The 17,533-nt window shown below is 48.1% G+C and carries 9 protein-coding genes; 3 read left to right on the forward strand and 6 right to left on the reverse strand.

The genetic code is table 11. The features are described 5' to 3' along the window. Positions 1-7: 7 nt before the first annotated feature. On the forward strand, positions 8-643 hold the full coding sequence (locus QOL41_RS01300; protein WP_283428324.1) for a CatB-related O-acetyltransferase: 636 nt from the start codon (positions 8-10) through the stop codon (positions 641-643). A gap of 110 nt (positions 644-753) precedes the next feature. Here QOL41_RS01300 and QOL41_RS01305 read toward each other — a convergent pair whose 3' ends face one another. The 6 genes from QOL41_RS01305 to QOL41_RS01330 all read right to left on the reverse strand — a co-directional run bounded on the left by QOL41_RS01305 (position 754) and on the right by QOL41_RS01330 (position 13,700). Beyond that, positions 754-1,683, reverse strand: a complete 930-nt coding sequence (locus tag QOL41_RS01305) for a fibrobacter succinogenes major paralogous domain-containing protein (RefSeq protein ID WP_283428325.1) — start codon at positions 1,681-1,683, stop codon at positions 754-756. A 212-nt stretch (positions 1,684-1,895) separates the two neighbouring features. Further along, positions 1,896-2,798: a PD-(D/E)XK nuclease family transposase gene (locus tag QOL41_RS01310; RefSeq protein WP_283428326.1), complete on the reverse strand. Its 903-nt coding sequence runs from the start codon at positions 2,796-2,798 to the stop codon at positions 1,896-1,898. Between the two features lie 143 nt (positions 2,799-2,941). Further along, positions 2,942-3,898, reverse strand: coding sequence for a class I SAM-dependent rRNA methyltransferase (locus QOL41_RS01315; protein ID WP_283428327.1), 957 nt, complete (start codon positions 3,896-3,898; stop codon positions 2,942-2,944). Between the two features lie 73 nt (positions 3,899-3,971). After that, positions 3,972-4,415: a transcriptional regulator NrdR gene (gene nrdR, locus QOL41_RS01320; RefSeq protein WP_072977912.1), complete on the reverse strand. Its 444-nt coding sequence runs from the start codon at positions 4,413-4,415 to the stop codon at positions 3,972-3,974. A gap of 8 nt (positions 4,416-4,423) precedes the next feature. Continuing rightward, positions 4,424-6,496 (reverse strand): transketolase family protein, encoded by a 2,073-nt coding sequence (locus tag QOL41_RS01325; protein ID WP_283428328.1) that lies wholly within the window; start codon positions 6,494-6,496, stop codon positions 4,424-4,426. Positions 6,497-6,590: 94 nt separating this feature from the next. Next, on the reverse strand, positions 6,591-13,700 hold the full coding sequence (locus QOL41_RS01330) for a vWA domain-containing protein (RefSeq protein ID WP_283428329.1): 7,110 nt from the start codon (positions 13,698-13,700) through the stop codon (positions 6,591-6,593). A gap of 118 nt (positions 13,701-13,818) precedes the next feature. On the opposite strand from QOL41_RS01330, the gene QOL41_RS01335 reads away from it, so the two are divergent. Both QOL41_RS01335 and QOL41_RS01340 read left to right on the forward strand, forming a co-directional pair. Next, positions 13,819-14,883 carry a hypothetical protein gene (locus QOL41_RS01335; protein WP_283428330.1) on the forward strand — a complete coding sequence of 355 codons (1,065 nt, stop codon included), beginning with the start codon at positions 13,819-13,821 and terminating at the stop codon, positions 14,881-14,883. Between the two features lie 80 nt (positions 14,884-14,963). Then, positions 14,964-17,531 carry an NPCBM/NEW2 domain-containing protein gene (locus QOL41_RS01340; protein ID WP_283428331.1) on the forward strand — a complete coding sequence of 856 codons (2,568 nt, stop codon included), beginning with the start codon at positions 14,964-14,966 and terminating at the stop codon, positions 17,529-17,531. Positions 17,532-17,533 lie beyond the last annotated feature (2 nt).

Raw genomic sequence — 17,533 nt, forward strand, 5'->3', positions numbered from 1 at the left:
AGGTTCCATGACCACACCGAATCCGAACACGGAGCATCCGATCGCGGGCTACGACAAGGAAATCTACGTCAAGCCTACCATCAAAAACCCGAATATTATTGTCGGGGACTTCACCTATATCGCAGATTCGGAGTTCGAAAGCCATGTGACGCACCACTATGACTTTATCGGCGACAAACTGATTATCGGAAAGTTCTGCCAGATTGCCGCCGGCGTAGAATTCGTCATGAACGGCGCCAACCACCAGATGAATGCGGTTTCGACATTCCCGTTCTATACGCTGGAAGGCTGGAAAATGAATCCGCCCGCTAAAAGCGACATGCCATTCAAGGGCGACACCGTCATCGGAAACGATGTGTGGATTGGTCAAAACGCCACCATCTTGCCGGGCGTGCATATCGGTGACGGCGCCATCATCGGCGCGAACAGCGTCGTCGGCAGCGACGTAGAGCCTTATACGATTGTCGTCGGCAATCCCGCCGAAGTAATCCGCTATCGTTTTGATGAAGAACTGACAGAACTCCTGCTCAAATTCAAGTGGTGGGACAAGCCCATCGAAGAAATCAACGAATTGATTCCGATTCTTACGAGCAGCGATCTTGATAAAGTCAAAGCCGAAATCCGTCGGCTAATGAACGCTTAAAGCTTAATTCTTTTTGACAAAAAAACTGTACTTTCCCCCAAAAAAAAGTGAGAAAATTAAAAAACCAGCCCGAGATGAGGCTGGCAATATACATTTGATTGTTTTTTTTACTAATCGAAATCTTCATCAGAAATGTGTTTTACACAACGAACACTAAATCCATAAAATCTACTATCACTTACTTCGTATGCAGCATCACTACTACCGTCCATCCAAACGCCAAAAGGACCACTACCATCATCTGAGAGTCCCCAAAACCTAGTTGTTTTTCCTACACCCCCATAACCACCAATAGCTCCCCTAGAACCAGCCAACAAAGCGCTGAACCCAAATGCATCTACAGCATTTGATTTCAGCATTCTTCCTGCAGACAATCTTCCGCCAACAGCATCAAACAACACATAAAAATCATTTTTCGTTGGCAAGTTCCACCCTTCTGGGCATGCATTTCTTGCAGCATCCCAATTATACAAGCGTCCAAACTTATTACATTTTTCCAATTCATCATCATAACAATAGCTATCATCCATTTCGTAATTTAGGTTTTGAGCCATCCATTCCTGACTTTCGATAACAACAGTCCTATACTCTTTTTGATCTCTTGGATCAATCATCTTCTTAAAAATAGGGCAAAAATTGGGATCATAAGACGAGTTATTATCATAGATATAATTCAAGAGATAATTACAATAAAGTCCCTTTTGTCCAAACCCACAATAACCGACTTCAAAAGACTCCGAATTCGTATGCAACATGAACTGAATTACAACTTTTTGCGGATTTTCGCATTGTTGTTTTCGGTCTTCTAGAGTCACAAAACTTTTTCCCGGCCATCCTTTTGCCTCAACAACTTTCACCCCTTTTTCCGTCTCGAAATAAGTCCATTCTACTTCGCCAAAGACACTTTCAATAGCCTTGCCAACGGTCGTTTGCTCATACCCTTGCAAAGTTCCATTTTTTACCATATCAATCTCCGAATTACAACCACTTATAATGGTTGCAACCCCCAAAGACATTGCGAATTTTAAAATTTTTTTCATTTGATTTTCTCCTTAATGTTCGTGAAATAATCCACGTCATAAATGTAACCACCCCAAAAAACAAAGTCAAGTGTTTTTGTGATTTTCGTCCATTTTGGGGAGGATATGATATTCCAAACTGGAATATCATATCCAATAATCGTAGATTATTTCACCCCATACACAAAAAAAAGCGGTCTTTCGACCGCCAGTAATTTGTTTTTTAAAAGCAACTAGAGTTCGCGAATTTCTTTTTCGGAAAGATTAGTAGTTTCCTTTATAATGGAAACATCGACACCCTTATCGCGCATTTTCTTCGCGATTTCGCGAGCTACATTATATTTCAGCCGCGCTTCGTCAAAATCTTTCATCAATTCGCAACGCATATATCTTGCACTAAAATTACACAATTTTACTTCGTTTTGCAAGACCTTGAATATTGGGTCAGCGGCAAACTCACTAAAATCGGCTTCACGATTGAGTGTATCAATGGCACGGAGCCACTGAGCAATGCGACTATTGTCTCCTTCGAACTTTTCCTTCTGCTTGAGAAACTTATTCACCTCAATGAGCGTCACCGTCTGCCGTTCGAAATACACACGCTGTTCTTGATTGCGCAACTGCACCTTATGACGATAATTCGGAGATTCCTTGAATGCGTCAAAAAACTGAAAACTGACCACATGCAAATTTTCTAAGCGCGTAAACGTTCCTGCTTTTTCCATACCGCTCGTAAGACGAGCCACATAAAGAACCAAACGGTCATTAAACAAGAAATCATTATTTTCATGCTGAACATCAATGGAGATGCGATCACGTGGAATATTTTCTCCACGGTCGTTAGTCAGTAGCAAATCGGGTTCAACACTGCGGTAACCCAATTCGCCAGGAATATAGGGATTTACAAGCTTAGGATTCGCTATACGGTCCGAACCAACAAGATTAAGGGCTGCATTAATAAGATCCGTCGTGAGCATCAGATTTTTCTCGTTTGCAAGAATCTTCTTGATGCATCCGTCGTTATAGAAATAGACATTCCTGTGTTCGTATTCCTTGATAATTGCGTCGAGATCCAATCCTCTTTCGTCGGCAGTTTTAAGTTTCCGCTGAAATTCAGCAAATTCTTCTCTAGTCATTTAAGCCTTTTTAGCGTTTCTTCATGGGACTTTCCACAAAGAGATAGGAATTCCCTATCTTATATATACACGCTTTTTTTGACCGTTTTACACCTTTTCAGAATGTAAAATTTTCGAAATACAGAAAATAAAAAAGAGAGTCTTTACACTTCAATCAGCGTTGCCACGAGGCAGCTATCTTTGGTGTGGCCGGAGCCGACGAAATCAATGTCCTGCGACTTGCTCCAAAGAGTTTTCGCTTTCGGGTGGACGGACGCAACCGATGCGAGCGCATTCCGCGAGAAGGCGGACAAATTAAATTCGCTGTAGTTGGAACTCACCATAAAGAGGCCGCCCTTATTCAGGAGCGTGGCACAGTCGGCCACGAGCGGCATCAAGTGTTCGCGTACGTTAAAGTTCTTGCCCTTGAAGCGGGCAAAGCTGGGCGGATCGAGCACGATGGCATCGAACTTGAGGCCTTTCTTTTGCGCCCAGTGAACATATTCAACGGCGTTGCCTCTGAAGAATTCGCCCTGCTTGGGTTCGAGACCATTGAGGGCATAATTTTCGCGCCCCTTGTCCAAAATCTTTGCGCTAATGTCGGCATTCGTCGAAATCTCGGCGCCACCCAGGCGGCCATGCACCGAGAAAGCGCATGTATAACTGAACAAGTTCAGCATACGGCGCCCTGCTGCCCGAGACCCCATCTCCAAGCGAATCGCACGCATGTCCAGGAATAGGCCCGGATTCACCGTATCAAGCAAATCGATGTGGAACTTTGCAGAACCTTCGCGGACAACACCCGTAGAATCTTCGGGACGGCCCACCAGCACTTCCATCGGCGGATTTTCCAGCGACTTGCCGGAACGGGAAAGGCGTTCCTTTACAACGAGGCAAACGGGAGAAAACTTCTGCGCAATCGCATCGGCAATGGCACGCTTTTCGCGGAGCAGTTCATCACCGAAAAACTGAATCTGGTAACGATCGCCGAACTTGTCGAGCGTCATGCCAGGGAATCCATCTGGCCCCCCGTTCACAATGCGGAAAGCCTCCGTCGTTTCAAACAACGGAGAACGCTTGTTGAAAGCCGCATCTAAAAGTTTCGGGAAATCCTGGTTCATGCAGAACAAATCTTTTTAATTACCACACGGATTCGATTTTACTAACGTAAAATCAATTCTAGCAAAAAGCGCGCTACTTGTCCATGCTCTTGATTTGGTCCACGAATTCGCCGACTTCCTTGAATTCGCGGTAAATCGAGGCAAAGCGCACGTAGGCGACGGCATCGAGTTTCTTGAGTTCCTGCATCACCAGGTTGCCAATCTGTTCGTAGCTGACTTCGAAGTTTTCAGTCACGGTCAGGGCGTTTTCCACGTTGGTCGCGAGCTGTTCAATGTCAGCGACCGAAACGGGGCGTTTTTTGCAGGAATTCATGATACCGCGCAGGAGCTTTTCGCGCTGGAACGGTTCATGTTCGCCGCTGCGCTTGATCACGGTCAGCGGCTGGACTTCGATGTATTCACGAGTGGTAAAGCGTTTGCCGCATTCGCAGCATTCACGACGGCGACGGATAGACGAACCGCTCACACGGCTGTCCACCACCTTGTCGTTATCTTTCTTGCAGAATGGGCAAATCATCTTAAACCTTAGTTGAACTTCTTGAATTCAGCGACGTTTGCCTTGAATTCAGCGAGGTATTCCTTCGCGGCGGCCACGACGGCTTCCGGAGTGTAACCGAATTCCTTTTCGAGCACGGCAGCCGGAGCAGAGGCGCCAAAGCGTTCAAGACCGGAGACCTTGCCGAAGCCACCCACAACCTGGGCGAACAGAAGCGGAAGGCCGCTGGACTTTGCGAACACCGGAGTCCAAGGAACGATGATGGAATCGCGGTAAGCCTTGTCCTGAGCCATGAAGAGGGCCGGGCTGATCATGGAAACCACGCGGACCTTGAGGCCTTCGCCACGGAGGATTTCAGCAGCGTCGTGAGTCAGGAGCACGTCGGAACCGTTAGACACGAAGGTTAGGTCCGGGCGTGCGGAACCGCAATTGTCGCTCACGATGTAGGCACCCTTGCGGCAAGCCTTGGAAGCTTCGTAGCGCTTGTCACCGGGGAGCGTCTTCACATTCTGGCGGGTAAGGATGATCGCTGTCGGGCGATCGTTGTTTTCAAAAGCCATTTCCCAGGCGGTCACGGTTTCGAAGGCGTCGGCCGGGCGGAGCACCAGCATTTCGGACTTGCCGTCTTCGCGCTTGAGACCTTCGAGCAAACGGATCTGGGTTTCGTGTTCGATCGGCTGGTGCGTCGGGCCGTCTTCGCCCACGCGGAAGCTGTCATGCGTGTACATGAACTTGACCGGGAGCTTCATGAGGGCTGCCATACGGATAGCCGGCTTCATGAAGTCGCTGAACACGAAGAATGTAGCACAAATCGGATAGAGGCCGCCGTGCAGTGCGATACCGCAGCAGATGGCGCCCATAGTCAGTTCGGCAACGCCCACCTGAACGAAGGCACCCTTGAAGTCGCCTGCGCGGAAGATGCCGGTCTTGTTGAGGAAGGCCTGGGTGTTGTCGGAGTTAGAAAGGTCAGCAGAGCTGCAGATGCAGTTCTTCACGTTTTCAGCGAGGTAGCCGAGCACGGTACCGGAAGTCACGCGGGTAGCGACACCTTCCTTGAGTTCGAGGCCAGAAAGGTCGATCTTCGGAGCCTTGCCCGAGAGCCATTCCTTGAGGGTGGCAGCCTTTTCCGGGTTCTTGGCGTCCCAAGCAGCCTTGGCTTTCTTCCATTCGGCAACCTGCTTGCGGAGTTCTTCCTTGCGAGCTTCGAAGCCAGCCTTCACGTCGTCAAAAATCTTGAATGCATCGGCCGGATCGCCGCCGAGGTTCTTCACGGTTGCATCGGTAGAAGCACCAGCAGCGTTCAGCGGCTGACCGTGGGTAGAAACAGCACCTTCAAAGGACTTGCCGTCTTCGGCGATGGCGCCCTTGGCCATGGTGGTGTGACCGATGATGATGGTCGGCTTTTCAGTTTCGGCCCAAGCGGCCTTGAAAGCCTTGCGGAGTTCAGCAATGTTGTGACCGTCGGCCACGTCAATCACGCGGAAGCCCCATGCTTCGTACTGACCAGCCAAGTCGTGGCTCATCACGTCTTCAACCTTGCAGGAGAGCTGCACCTGGTTGGCGTCGTAGAAGAAAATGAGGTTAGAAAGCTTGAGGTGACCAGCAATACGGCCCACGCCGTAAGCGATTTCTTCTTCGAGACCGCCGTCAGACACGAGGCATACGACCTTGTGCTGCAGAATGTCGCCAAAGCGTTCGACCATGAAGCGTTCGGCAATAGCGTTACCGAGGGCTACGGCATGACCGATACCGAGCGGGCCCGAGGAGTTTTCGATGCCGAGGGCGACTTCGACTTCGGGGTGACCCGGAGTGCGGGAGCCGAGCTGGCGGAAATTCTTGAGATCTTCCATCGAGAGGTTGCCGAGCATGGCAAGTTCGCCGTACAGGAGCGCGGACATGTGGCCCGGGTCCATAAAGAAGCGGTCGCGGGCTTCCCAGTAGGGGTTTTCGGGGTCAAAACGGAGAAATTCCGAATACAGGAGCGTAATGGCGTCTGCTGCGCCCATGGCTCCACCCGGGTGACCGGACTTTGCCTTCTGCACCATGGCAGCGGAAAGGATTCGAATGTTGTCAGCCGCTTTTGTAACCAACGCGTCTTGCACTTTTTTAACCTCTCTTTAGAATTAAGCGCCCCAAATTTAGTTTTTTTACAATTTTCTCTCAAGGTTATGGGACGCTTTTCACACTAAAACAATCTTATTTCTTTCTTTTTACGCCGGTTTTGACCAATCGATACTCAGTATGGCCATCTTTGAACTTGAAGTCGATACGCCAGATATAGACGCCCGTCCCCACATGACGGCCATCGTCAGATCGGTTATTCCAGTGTAAAAAGCCCGTTTTTGCGTGATTTCGGCCATTTCCGCGTATTTTTTGGCTCATTTCGCCATCATCACCGAATTTACGCTTGAACGTCGTCACCACGTTCGAGTAGCTATCGAAAATAGTCACGATGGCCTTGTAAGGCATAATACTTGCAACCCTGATCACCGATAGCGTATCCGGAACACGGCTCCAGTCTTCGTCGCCAGGAGCAATCCACTTTTCCTTGTTCTTGATACCGCTCACCGCAGGCGCAGGAGCAACCTCGTAAAGGTATACGTTACCATTGCTACCGTCAATAGTTATCCCACCACGGCCCATCGGGTTGTCATACTTGTCGACATAGGTCGCCTTGGGATTGGTACGAATGCAATTGTAGGTCATGAGATTGTGGTCTGCCAGCACAAATGTCCAGACAAGGCCAGCCGAATCCTTTTCGAGCAGTTTCGAAATGTTCAGCGAATAGTCCAAGGTATCCTTACAATCTTCCGAATAGGTGAACAATTTTTTCCAAGCATTTTCGTCGCCGGTATTTTCGACCGGTTCCGACAATGTGATTTCCAGAGTATCCGGAGGAACTTCATTCGTGCATTCCATGAATTCATCAATAGAAATGGTTCCAGGACGCTTGACCGCCTTCACAGGCACAGCGCCAATACGGTCCTTGATTTCCATTTTTTGCGAGAAGCCACCCTTAGGCCTTGTCATCTTAAGATACGGGGCCTCTTCCGCATCGGCTGCGGTGGCGCCATAATCGAACGAATCTTCAAGACGGGCTTCGACCCAAGAGCGACCGCTCTGCAGTTTGAAGCGTTTCTTGGACACGCTTTGCCACGTGCCACCAGCCTTGTTCCAATACAGGGTATCAATAGCAGCAACTCCTTCCTTTTGCTTTGACACATAGTGAATTCGAATGGAATCAGCCTCGCCGTCCTTGTCGGCATCGTAAATTTCGGCGGTATCAGCCGGAATATAGTTCGAGTATACCACCAAGGAATCTCGTTTCCAGCCGAGTTTGTCCTTCTTGATTCCGGCCTTAATCACCACGCGGTTGTAAGAAGCGTTCATATTGAACAAGGCATCAAGTTTCGAGCTTTCCAAATCGTCCTTGTCATACGCAAAGTAGAACGTGCCGCTATATTCGAAGGTCGAGGTGTAGTCGCCCGTTTCCACAGCCTTCACCCACAGCGAGTCATACTTATTAGTAAACAAGAGAACATTCAAAGTATCCTTTTTATGGATAGACTTGCTAACAGATGTCAAGCGAAGTTTGAATTGGACAGAATCACCCGATTCGAGAGAATCAAGATCCTTTTTGCCAGACGCATTCAAGAACCTGTAGCTAAATTCGACGGTATCGCCCACAATGACCGTATCGCGGGCATACGTTCCATAAAGCGGGTCCTTATACTCGGCAACAAGCGTATCACTGCCACTGCAAGAAATCGAACCGTCGTCTCGCTTTGCAGAATATTCGTTCTTCGAAACAGCCTTGGCCGTTTCGTAGTAACCGGAACGTTTTTCGACAAGCTTGATATTGTTTTCGATATCACCCGACACAAGGCAAGAAAGCGAAGCCGTCACTGTATCCTTGCCTTCCGTAAAGTCTTCCGTCACAAGCGACAAGCGTATCTTACTCGTTTCGCGCGAAATCGGATCGCCAGAAACATTGCCGTTTTTGATAGCAATGGAATCTTCGACATCGCGCACAAGAATTCGTCTGTTACAGACCGGCATGTAAGAATTTTGCGTCTTGAGCCAACGCCCCGTGGCACCAAGTTCATCTATCGCGCGGACATAGTATTCAATAATACCGTTTTCAAAGGCCTTCGCCGGAACGTAGGCAGTCCAGTAACCCTGAGATTCAGACATTCTGCGTTCATCAAAGAGGACCGCCACGGAATCCTTGTAATAGAGTATCGCGCTATTGATACCGTTGTCGTCGGTAATCTTAAAGCGGATAGAGCCCTTACCGCCCGTAGTATCGATACAAGCTATAGAATCCAATTTAACGAAAGGCACATCGTTCTTAATCGGAATAGTATGAGGTTCCTTAGCAGGACTCATAACCGCAGGAGTTTTTCCAGTAAGACCAGCGGTATCCGTAGCCGTCACGTAGAAATCAATACCGGGGTATTTCACCATACTATCCGGAAGTACAAAATTCCACAAGGAATCATTTTCTTGAGTCATCGTATATGTGGTATACGAATCATTTCTCAAGCTCACATTTCGCATATAGAGTTTAACGTCTCTAAGACCCTTATCGGATTTAACGTAAACTCCAATAGTAAAGCTCTGGTATTGCGGCTGATTCACGCCCACCATTTTCCATGTAGCCGGAGTCAAATCGACAATAGGCGGCTGAGCACTTTCATCCCAATAGGCCGTATCGGCGGCATCCTTGTTTAAGAACTTTGTCTTGACAACCACCGTATGAGTGTCACCGTTCCAAACGGCATCGGGGCTCTGGTAGCAAAGAACATAACGGGCTTGCACCGCGCTCTGAATGGCGGCATAAATATTTGAAAGTTCCGTCGCCGACGGTGCCACCGCAAAAGTACCGCCCGTACCTTCAGCCATTCCCTTCAAAGGTTCTTTGGTTGCTCCCGAACCGATACCCACAGAATAAATCGTCGTATTCTGCCCAATGGCCTTTTTAACGATAGAATCAGTCGTAAAGGATCCTTGTCCAGAACCATCAGAGAATATAATGACAGTCGTCGAACCTGATTCGTTTACCAACTGTTCCAAAGCCGCATGAGCACCATTGGTAATGGCGGTTCCGCCACCCGAATGAATCTTTTCGGCGGCTGCATACAGAAGACTCTTTTCGGAAGTCATCGGCTGAATGATTCTGGCAGACGTTTCAAAACCAATAAGCGTTGTTCGGTCAGAAGGTCCCATAGCGTCAATGAATGCACGAACCGCAGTCTTAACGTCCGCAATATCAGAACTTGACATGGAGCCACTTTCATCGACAACAAGTGCCACAGATATGCTGCTCACATTTTGAACCGTCGTCACTTGCACCGGCAAGGATTTCTTATCCTGGAACAGCACAAAGTCCGACGCTTCAAGACCGGCAATCGGTTTTCTGCTATTTTCATCTACCACAGACACATGGGCGCAGATGGCCGGATGGTTACTCAAGTCAAGATCTGTAATCGTAAGTCCCGGTTCCGCAGTCATGTCAAATATATAATTCGCCCTCACATGACAATAACTCGATTGCGGTTCGGCCCTAGTCTGATTCTTGGACAGATCTCCGATTTTCACCTTACCTTCGACCTTTACCCAAGAATCAAAGACATACCCACCATAAGGAGTCGCATACAAGGTCGTATCGGTACCCGGCGCCACATAAACATAACCCGACGGAGAAGTTCGTCCACGAGTCGATTCAACATACATGACATACGGGGAAATCATCTGCACCGTAAAATCTTTAGTGCGAGACGACTTCTTGGTCGTATCCTTTATAGCATAATAATAGGTCTTGCCAGGCATTCCTTGAAGGAGTACATAATTGGAACCCGTGAGACCATAAGTCTTTACAGAAGAACCAAAGAGTGAATCTATTCCATAAGAAATGCACATGCCAATAATAGAATCGACTTTCAACAAGTAGTGATTCGTATCCGAAGGTGTCCAGCGGAAGCGAACCGTAGACGTATCGTTATCGGCATAATGATGCAACTGGATATTGTAGTTTTTCTTTGTCGCAGTCAGTTCATATACACTACCACGTCTGAAGGTAGCCTTAAGTGTCGCGGTATCGGCCGGAATCGCCATCGTCATGTTGGCATACGGGTCATCAATGCTTGCCGTACCCGATTCCACAATCCACTTGTCAAAGCGGAATTCATTTTTCGCAATAGCGGTAATGGGGTAAGCGGTCCCTATCCAAGCAGGCGAATAACCCGTCGGAGAAACGCTTCCGTTAGAATCCGCAGCCACCAACGTCAGGCTAGCCTTTGTTTGCGAGTAACTAATCCAGAACGGCAACGGCTGCAGCGTATCGCGACTATTGTAATTCTTAACGGTATAGCACACAGATTGACCCGCCGTAAGCCCTAACTGGTCTAGCTTACCCTTAGTTGAAGTCGTTCTCAATTTATAAGTATTAAATGTACACGTAGTATCATATTCCACCGTCATCAACAAGTCAAGGCTACGTATAGAAATCGCGTATTGGCCTGTGGTCGGGGCAACGAATTTAAACCTCACGCCATAAGACGGGCTTCTAGAATAATAATTCTCAACCAGCGTATACTTAGTTGAAACATCTGTAATCGGATACACGGTGCCCACTACAAAATGAGCCTTAACCGTACAATTGCCTTCAGGTATGATAGAAGTTGCAGCCTTCGTCGAATCGATAATCTTACAAGAGCCCGATGCCACGCTCCATTTGCTAAAGCGATGGTCCACATCGGTCGTATAAGCCCTTATAGGAACGGTATCGCCTGCAATATGAGTCGAATCATACATACGGGAACCTGATGCACCCATATACGCATATCCCGTACCCGAAGTATCTGTGTACAAGTTGGCTGTTTTTACAGCCTTAACCCAAACGCTATCACCCCTATAAGATGCCGTATTCGAAACAAATTGGAAATACCGCCTCTGATTTGCATCAAGCGTCACCAAAATTCTGCAGGATCCACCTACAGAGCATGATGTCGAATTATAACTATAGAATGTTGAATCGGCATTATAATTGTATATTATCGCCGCATTATTCGTATTCATGACTATCGCATACATTCCAGAATCTCTGGTATTCAAAACCGTGCGAACACCATAAATATTTCTTCTAGTATTCGAGCCATTGTCTTTAAACGTATACCCTCTGAAAGAAGAAGTCAGCTGATAAAGCGGCAATGTCGAAGTAACCGGCTTGATAACCACGGACCCCGTTCCCTTAAGAATAAACGAGGTATTAAGTTCAGAGCTATCTACAAATGCACCCTTGCCAGACACAACAGTCCACTTGACAAAATGCGCCCCCGAATCCAAAGACGTCGATAAAGCCAACTGATCGCCAACAGCAAGCGTATCCACTCTTGACTGACTATCAATTTTGACGGTTCCCCCACGAAGGGCCACGACAGAAACAGGATCATCCCAATATTCAGTCGCATAGGGAATCGTACTTTCAAAAACTTCCTCGTTTGCGGCTGCCGCTACAACATTAAAAGAGACCTCGTTACTTGTATTGCTATACGTTCTCTTTGCCGAACTGAATGTAGAATCCGCTCCATAATATCTGTATGTACCTCTAAAGCCCTGCGGTTCAAACTTCAAAACAAAGATTCCCGACGTAGGAGCCTCGTAATGGAACCTTAAACCGCCACTCGGCGAAACTTCGTAAAAGTCATTCTGGGTTACATAGGTCTTACGCTTATCGGTAATTTCAATCAAATTTGCCGCCTTACAGCGCAACTTAATCTTCGTGTCTTCCAAAATCGTGTCTTTAATACTATATGCCGTCGAATCGCTAAACTTATGCGAACCGCTCACAAAAGACCAACCATTGGGGCGATACCCCTTTCTGGCAAACGCCTCGACAAAAGCCACCTGCCCTTTAAGGACAGGCATCGAGCCCACCTTTGTCGAGCAGCGCGAAGATTCGCTTTGAATTGTAAGCCATATTGAAGGAATGGTGTCGTAGCTCATGCTGAACGACATCGTAGAATCCCTAGTATAGTCGTTAGTCACAAGATAGAAGATGGAATCACCGGCATTGAGCAAAACGGTGTCTATAAGAGAAGTCGAGACGCTTTTACTAAAGTCATAACTCGAGAATGCGCCAGTCTGATAACGTTTCAAGTAACTCCATTCGGTACTATCCTTGGTATACTTGATGACAAAACCACCCGCTTTGGGAGCTACAAAAGAAAACCTTACACCATTAGAAGGCGTTCCCGAATAGAAATGATCATACAAGTTGTATTTTTTCGCCGTTTTTGTAATCGGATACACTTCGCCGGCCTTAAATACCGCACGAACCTTACAATTGCTGCTGATGACAACACCCGTTTGGGCCGCAGTCGGATTTACGATGGAACATGTTCCCGAGACCTTTTCCCACTTTTCAAAACGGGAATTATTTCTTGAAAAGGCATGCAGAGGAACCGTATCGTTTATCACATAGGTAGAATCATAATTCCGAGAACCGGTACCCACATAAACATAGCCCGGGCCAAGCGTATCGGAGTTCACCTTTAACGTGGGAGCCATGCGGACAGAAACGGTATCGTCAAAGTAGCTCTGAGAGCTCTGATACATCGCAAAATAATACTTTTCGCCGGCGGTCAACGAAAGCGTAGTACGGCCCTGCGAAGAATGGCTATAAGAAGACTTTCTCGTAGCAAAAGTCGCATCGGTACCGTAATAATAGGCATAACGAGAATATTTTGCATTCGAAATCAAGGTGTACAAGCCTGTCGCGGTGGGTTCATACGACATCTTGATGGCAAAAGTATTTTCTCCAATCAAGCTACTATTGGATTGGTAAGTATAGGGAACAAATGTACTCGAAAGAGGATAAACCGTTTCTGACAAAGCGACTTCTTGCACACTCGCCTTGATATTGTATTTGTAAGAGCTATAAGAAGTGCTGCTTGCACGAACCATGAGATAATACGTTTTGTCTTTCTCACAATTAAACGTATAGCTCACAGTTCCAGAGCTATAGTCATAATCAATAGCGCTCTGAAAGGTTGCGTCGGTACCGTAATAATACAGGTACCTAGTAAAAGAGGAACTTTCGTACGAAGTGGATACCGTGCAGAAGCCACTCTTTGCCGGCGTATAGCTATGACGGACATATGTCGCATACTGTGCGTCGTAATAGTTGTCGTCGGCACTGTATACTTCCGGCGTTTCCGTAATCGGAATAACAGATCCATGCTCAACGGCTGCATGGGCCAGGATTGTAAAAAAAACAACAAGAACACTTGAAATTCGTGTCATTTCGTCCTCTACCTAACAGATGAATAGTACAAATATATTAAAATTCGGTTTATCGTATTTCTTTGCTACAAAAAAATTCTAATTTGAGTACCACTTATTTGATGAGGGAATAAACAAGATGTTCTTATCTACCAAAAATGTACTCAAAATAGCATTGCTGTCTCTCGGCATTCAATATGCCTACTCCATGGAACTTCGCCCCTTGGCTCAATTTGATTTTCCGGCCAAGGTAACAATCAAGAAAGAAGTCGGCGATGTCAAAGAAGAAAAGAAATGGGACACCGACCCCGTATTCATTGGTGGCGCAGAATTGCTATTTGGCGCTGAATTTGCACCGATTCGTTACGGTTTTGGCCTTGGATACAAGAGCGCCCAAAAAGACGGCGGCACCATCGTTGTCCCGGCCGCCCTCCCTATTTGGGGAAACATCTCGTTTGGCGCTTATGGTAAGGATTGGATCGCCGTTCCCTATGCCGTCGTAAGACTCGGTTCCCTCGCCCCGCTTACCGGTAACGGAAACTGGTGGGAACTCCCGCTTAACTTCTTCGCAAACGGCGGTGTGGGCGTCATGTTGCCCTACAACATCGGCCTCGAAGTCAACTATAGCTATTCTTCGATGCTCAAGTCGTTCAAGAGCATGGATACCGAATTCCGCGTTTCCTCGGCTCGAGTCGGCCTGCAGCTCTCTGTCGGTTTCGAACTGACTCATGAAAGAACTTATAAGGAAGACAAGGTTCAAGAAATTAAGGAAGAAAGCCATATTTCGGAACCTGTGGAAGAATCTAGCGAACCGGAATCTACCGGATTTGACTATTCCGGCGGAGCCTACGACACCACCGAGCCGGAATCTTCGTCTAGCGAATCTGATTCTTACTCGCCGTACACCCCCTATAATCCGGAATCGAGCGAATCTTCTACCGAAGACTCTACAAGCGCTCCTGTAGCAGAAGAAGCCCCGGCCGAAGCTAGTGCTGAAGAGCCGGCTGCAGAAGAAGCCGCCGCAGAACCCGAAGCAGAACCTGCTGCAGAACCGGAACCCGAACCGGCCGCAGAACCCGCTCCGGAACCGGAACCCAAGCCCGCTGCAAAGAAGGCTTCGAAGAAGTCCAGCAAGAAGGCATCTAAAAAGTCTTCCAAGAAGTCTTCGAAGAAGTCCTCCAAAAAGAGCAAAAAGAAGAAGTAACGCTCACACGAAAATGAAATCTGAATAAATTCAGAACGAACTAGGCGCCCACGGGCGCCTTCATTATTTATATTTATAAAATGAAAGCTTTCATCAATGGACTTTTAAAGAATCTCGCCCACCCGGGAACCATTATCGGTCTTGTTGTCTCTATCGCGATACCGTTCCTGATTTACCTGGGCCCCAATATCGGACATAAAGATACCATCAAGAATTTGGATCTTTACCTGCCGCTCCCGCTTTTTGTAATACAATTAATTGCAGGCATCGTCATTTTCGCCCTTTTGCACAAGGATTTTCGCGAATGGCTCAAGGGTATTCTGCCCGAAAAGAAGATTTCGATTTTGATGCTTGCCTTTACCGCCGCGATTACGATTTTCGCCGGTACCCAGATTGAAGCCCGCCACCGCGTTCAAAGCGACGAAAGCGTGTTCATGTCGGTCGCCCAGAACATGTATTACAACCAGGAATCGGGCACCTGCAACCAGGGATTCTTCGAAGACGGCAAGCTGACTTGCGTCGGCAAGTCGAACAGCTTCAAGACCAAGGGCCTCGCCTTCCTTTACTTGCTCGGCATGCCGCTCTTGGGTAACGACCTGCACTGGATTTTCCACATGGAGCTCCTGATGCTCCCGCTCGCGGTGCTCCTGATGTTCCTTGCGATTGTCGCCTGGACAAGAATGCCCTTGCTCGCCTTCTTTGCCGCCCTTTTGACAGCGCTCCAGCCCACGGTGCTTTTCCAGTTCCGCGCCATGTCGGTGGAACCGCTCTACATTTTTCTTTCAGCCCTTTCGCTGTTGATTTTCAAGTGGGCTTACGACCGCAACACCCTTAAGCATTGGGCATTGTTGGCACTCGTTCTTGCCTTCTTTGCGCAGACCCGCCAAGAAACAGTCTTCTGCCTGCTTGCCTTCATTATTTTCGCCCTCCCCAAGCTTTTGGACAGCAAGGGCCCCAAGGCTCCGACATTCTTTGTTACCCTTTCGCTATTCTCGGTTCCGGCACTGCTCACCATCAGTTACTTCCAGGGTTTTGGATTCCAGGGTGGCGAATTCGAAGCCCACGGGCATTTCTTTGAAGACCTCGCCCGCAACTGGACCGAAATGACCAAGCCGCTGACCCAAAACGGCGAACTTGAAAATCCATTCCTCACCTATTTCAACTACCTGTTCGCCATTGGCGCCATTTACCTGGTAGCACGCGCCATCTGGGGCGCCAAGAAAAAGGAATACTTCTACCTCGAAATTCTCGCTTTCTTGCTCTTGTACCACATTCAGACTTATGTGATTCTCGAAAACGTCTCGGGCGATTTCAGCATTCAGATTAACCAGCGTTACAGCCTGGTCATGCTGCCGTCGATGGCATTTGTCGGCGCCCTGCCGGTCGCACACCTGATTCAACTGCTGATTGGTTCAATGAGCGGTAAAAACGACAAGCAGAATGCAATGACCGCAGCTCTGGTTACGCTTGTCGCAGGCCTTATCTTTACCGGTTGGACCTTCCACTACAAGGAAGACTTCAACAAGAACATCATGTACAACCGCAACCACCTGACCATCGAAGAACACGAGATTTTGGGTTGGCTTGCAGAGCAACCGAAAAAAGAACGCATGTTCATTTACGGTCGCCCCTGGCATTTTATCGGTTACGGTGTATCGTCTATTCATTACGACCGCGCACGCCAAATGAGCGCTCTTGACCTCAAGAAACTCATCGACAAGTATCAAGGCGAAGTCTACTACATTCGCGGGCTCGACTGCTGGGACAGCCAGACCTACCACAAGAAGGCGGTGGAACACCGTATTGCCACCACCTGCGACGTATTCGAACGCGATATGGACCTGGAAGGCGTCAAGAACATCTTGATTACCAACAACTACTGGGTACAAATCGCCAAGTTCAACGGTCGCAAAGAATTCAACCCGCAAAACATTATTGCCGTACGCGACTTGGAATTTGTTGAAGCCGCCCAAGGCGACACTCTTGAAGCAAAGCCAGCCCTTCGCTACGGCATCAGCCTGAATGAACAATCGGGCATCACAAGAGACTGGGACTATATCGTGATTGCAAACGGCGACACGATTGCCCACGCCACGTACATTCCCGGAAGCATTGGCGGACGAATCAGCGAAGACAAATTGCTGCCCGGCTACAACCAAATGGAATTCGTGGTACAGAACCGCGAAAACGGGAAAATCATGGCAGACGTTCCCAGGTTCTATTTCAACAAGGCAAACGGAGCTGTGCAACTGACGGAAATGCCCTTCGTAAGTCACAAGCAGGCTTGGGGCAAGCTCCGCAAGAACGCCTCGCTCGACGGCAACACATTCAAGGTCGGCGGCAAGCTCTACAGCGAAGGCTTTGGCACGCACGCCTCTTCCGAAACCGTATTTAATATCGAAGGCAAGTTCAAGACGTTCAAGATGGGCTACGGCCTCGACGAAGAATCGCTCTGCAGCGACGGCGTGCAATTGCAAATCATCGCCGACGGCAACGTGATTCACGACAGCGGTCGATTCGCACTCGGCAATTTAAAGACCGCCGAAGTGAACGTCGAAAACGTTCAGACGCTCATCATCAGGACAAACTCTTTCGAAGACATGGACTGCGACCACGTCGATATCATCAACCCCGCGCTTATCCCTTAGGT

The organism is Fibrobacter sp. UWB10 (assembly GCF_900182935.1).
GTDB classification, from domain to species: Bacteria; Fibrobacterota; Fibrobacteria; order Fibrobacterales; family Fibrobacteraceae; genus Fibrobacter; species Fibrobacter succinogenes_O.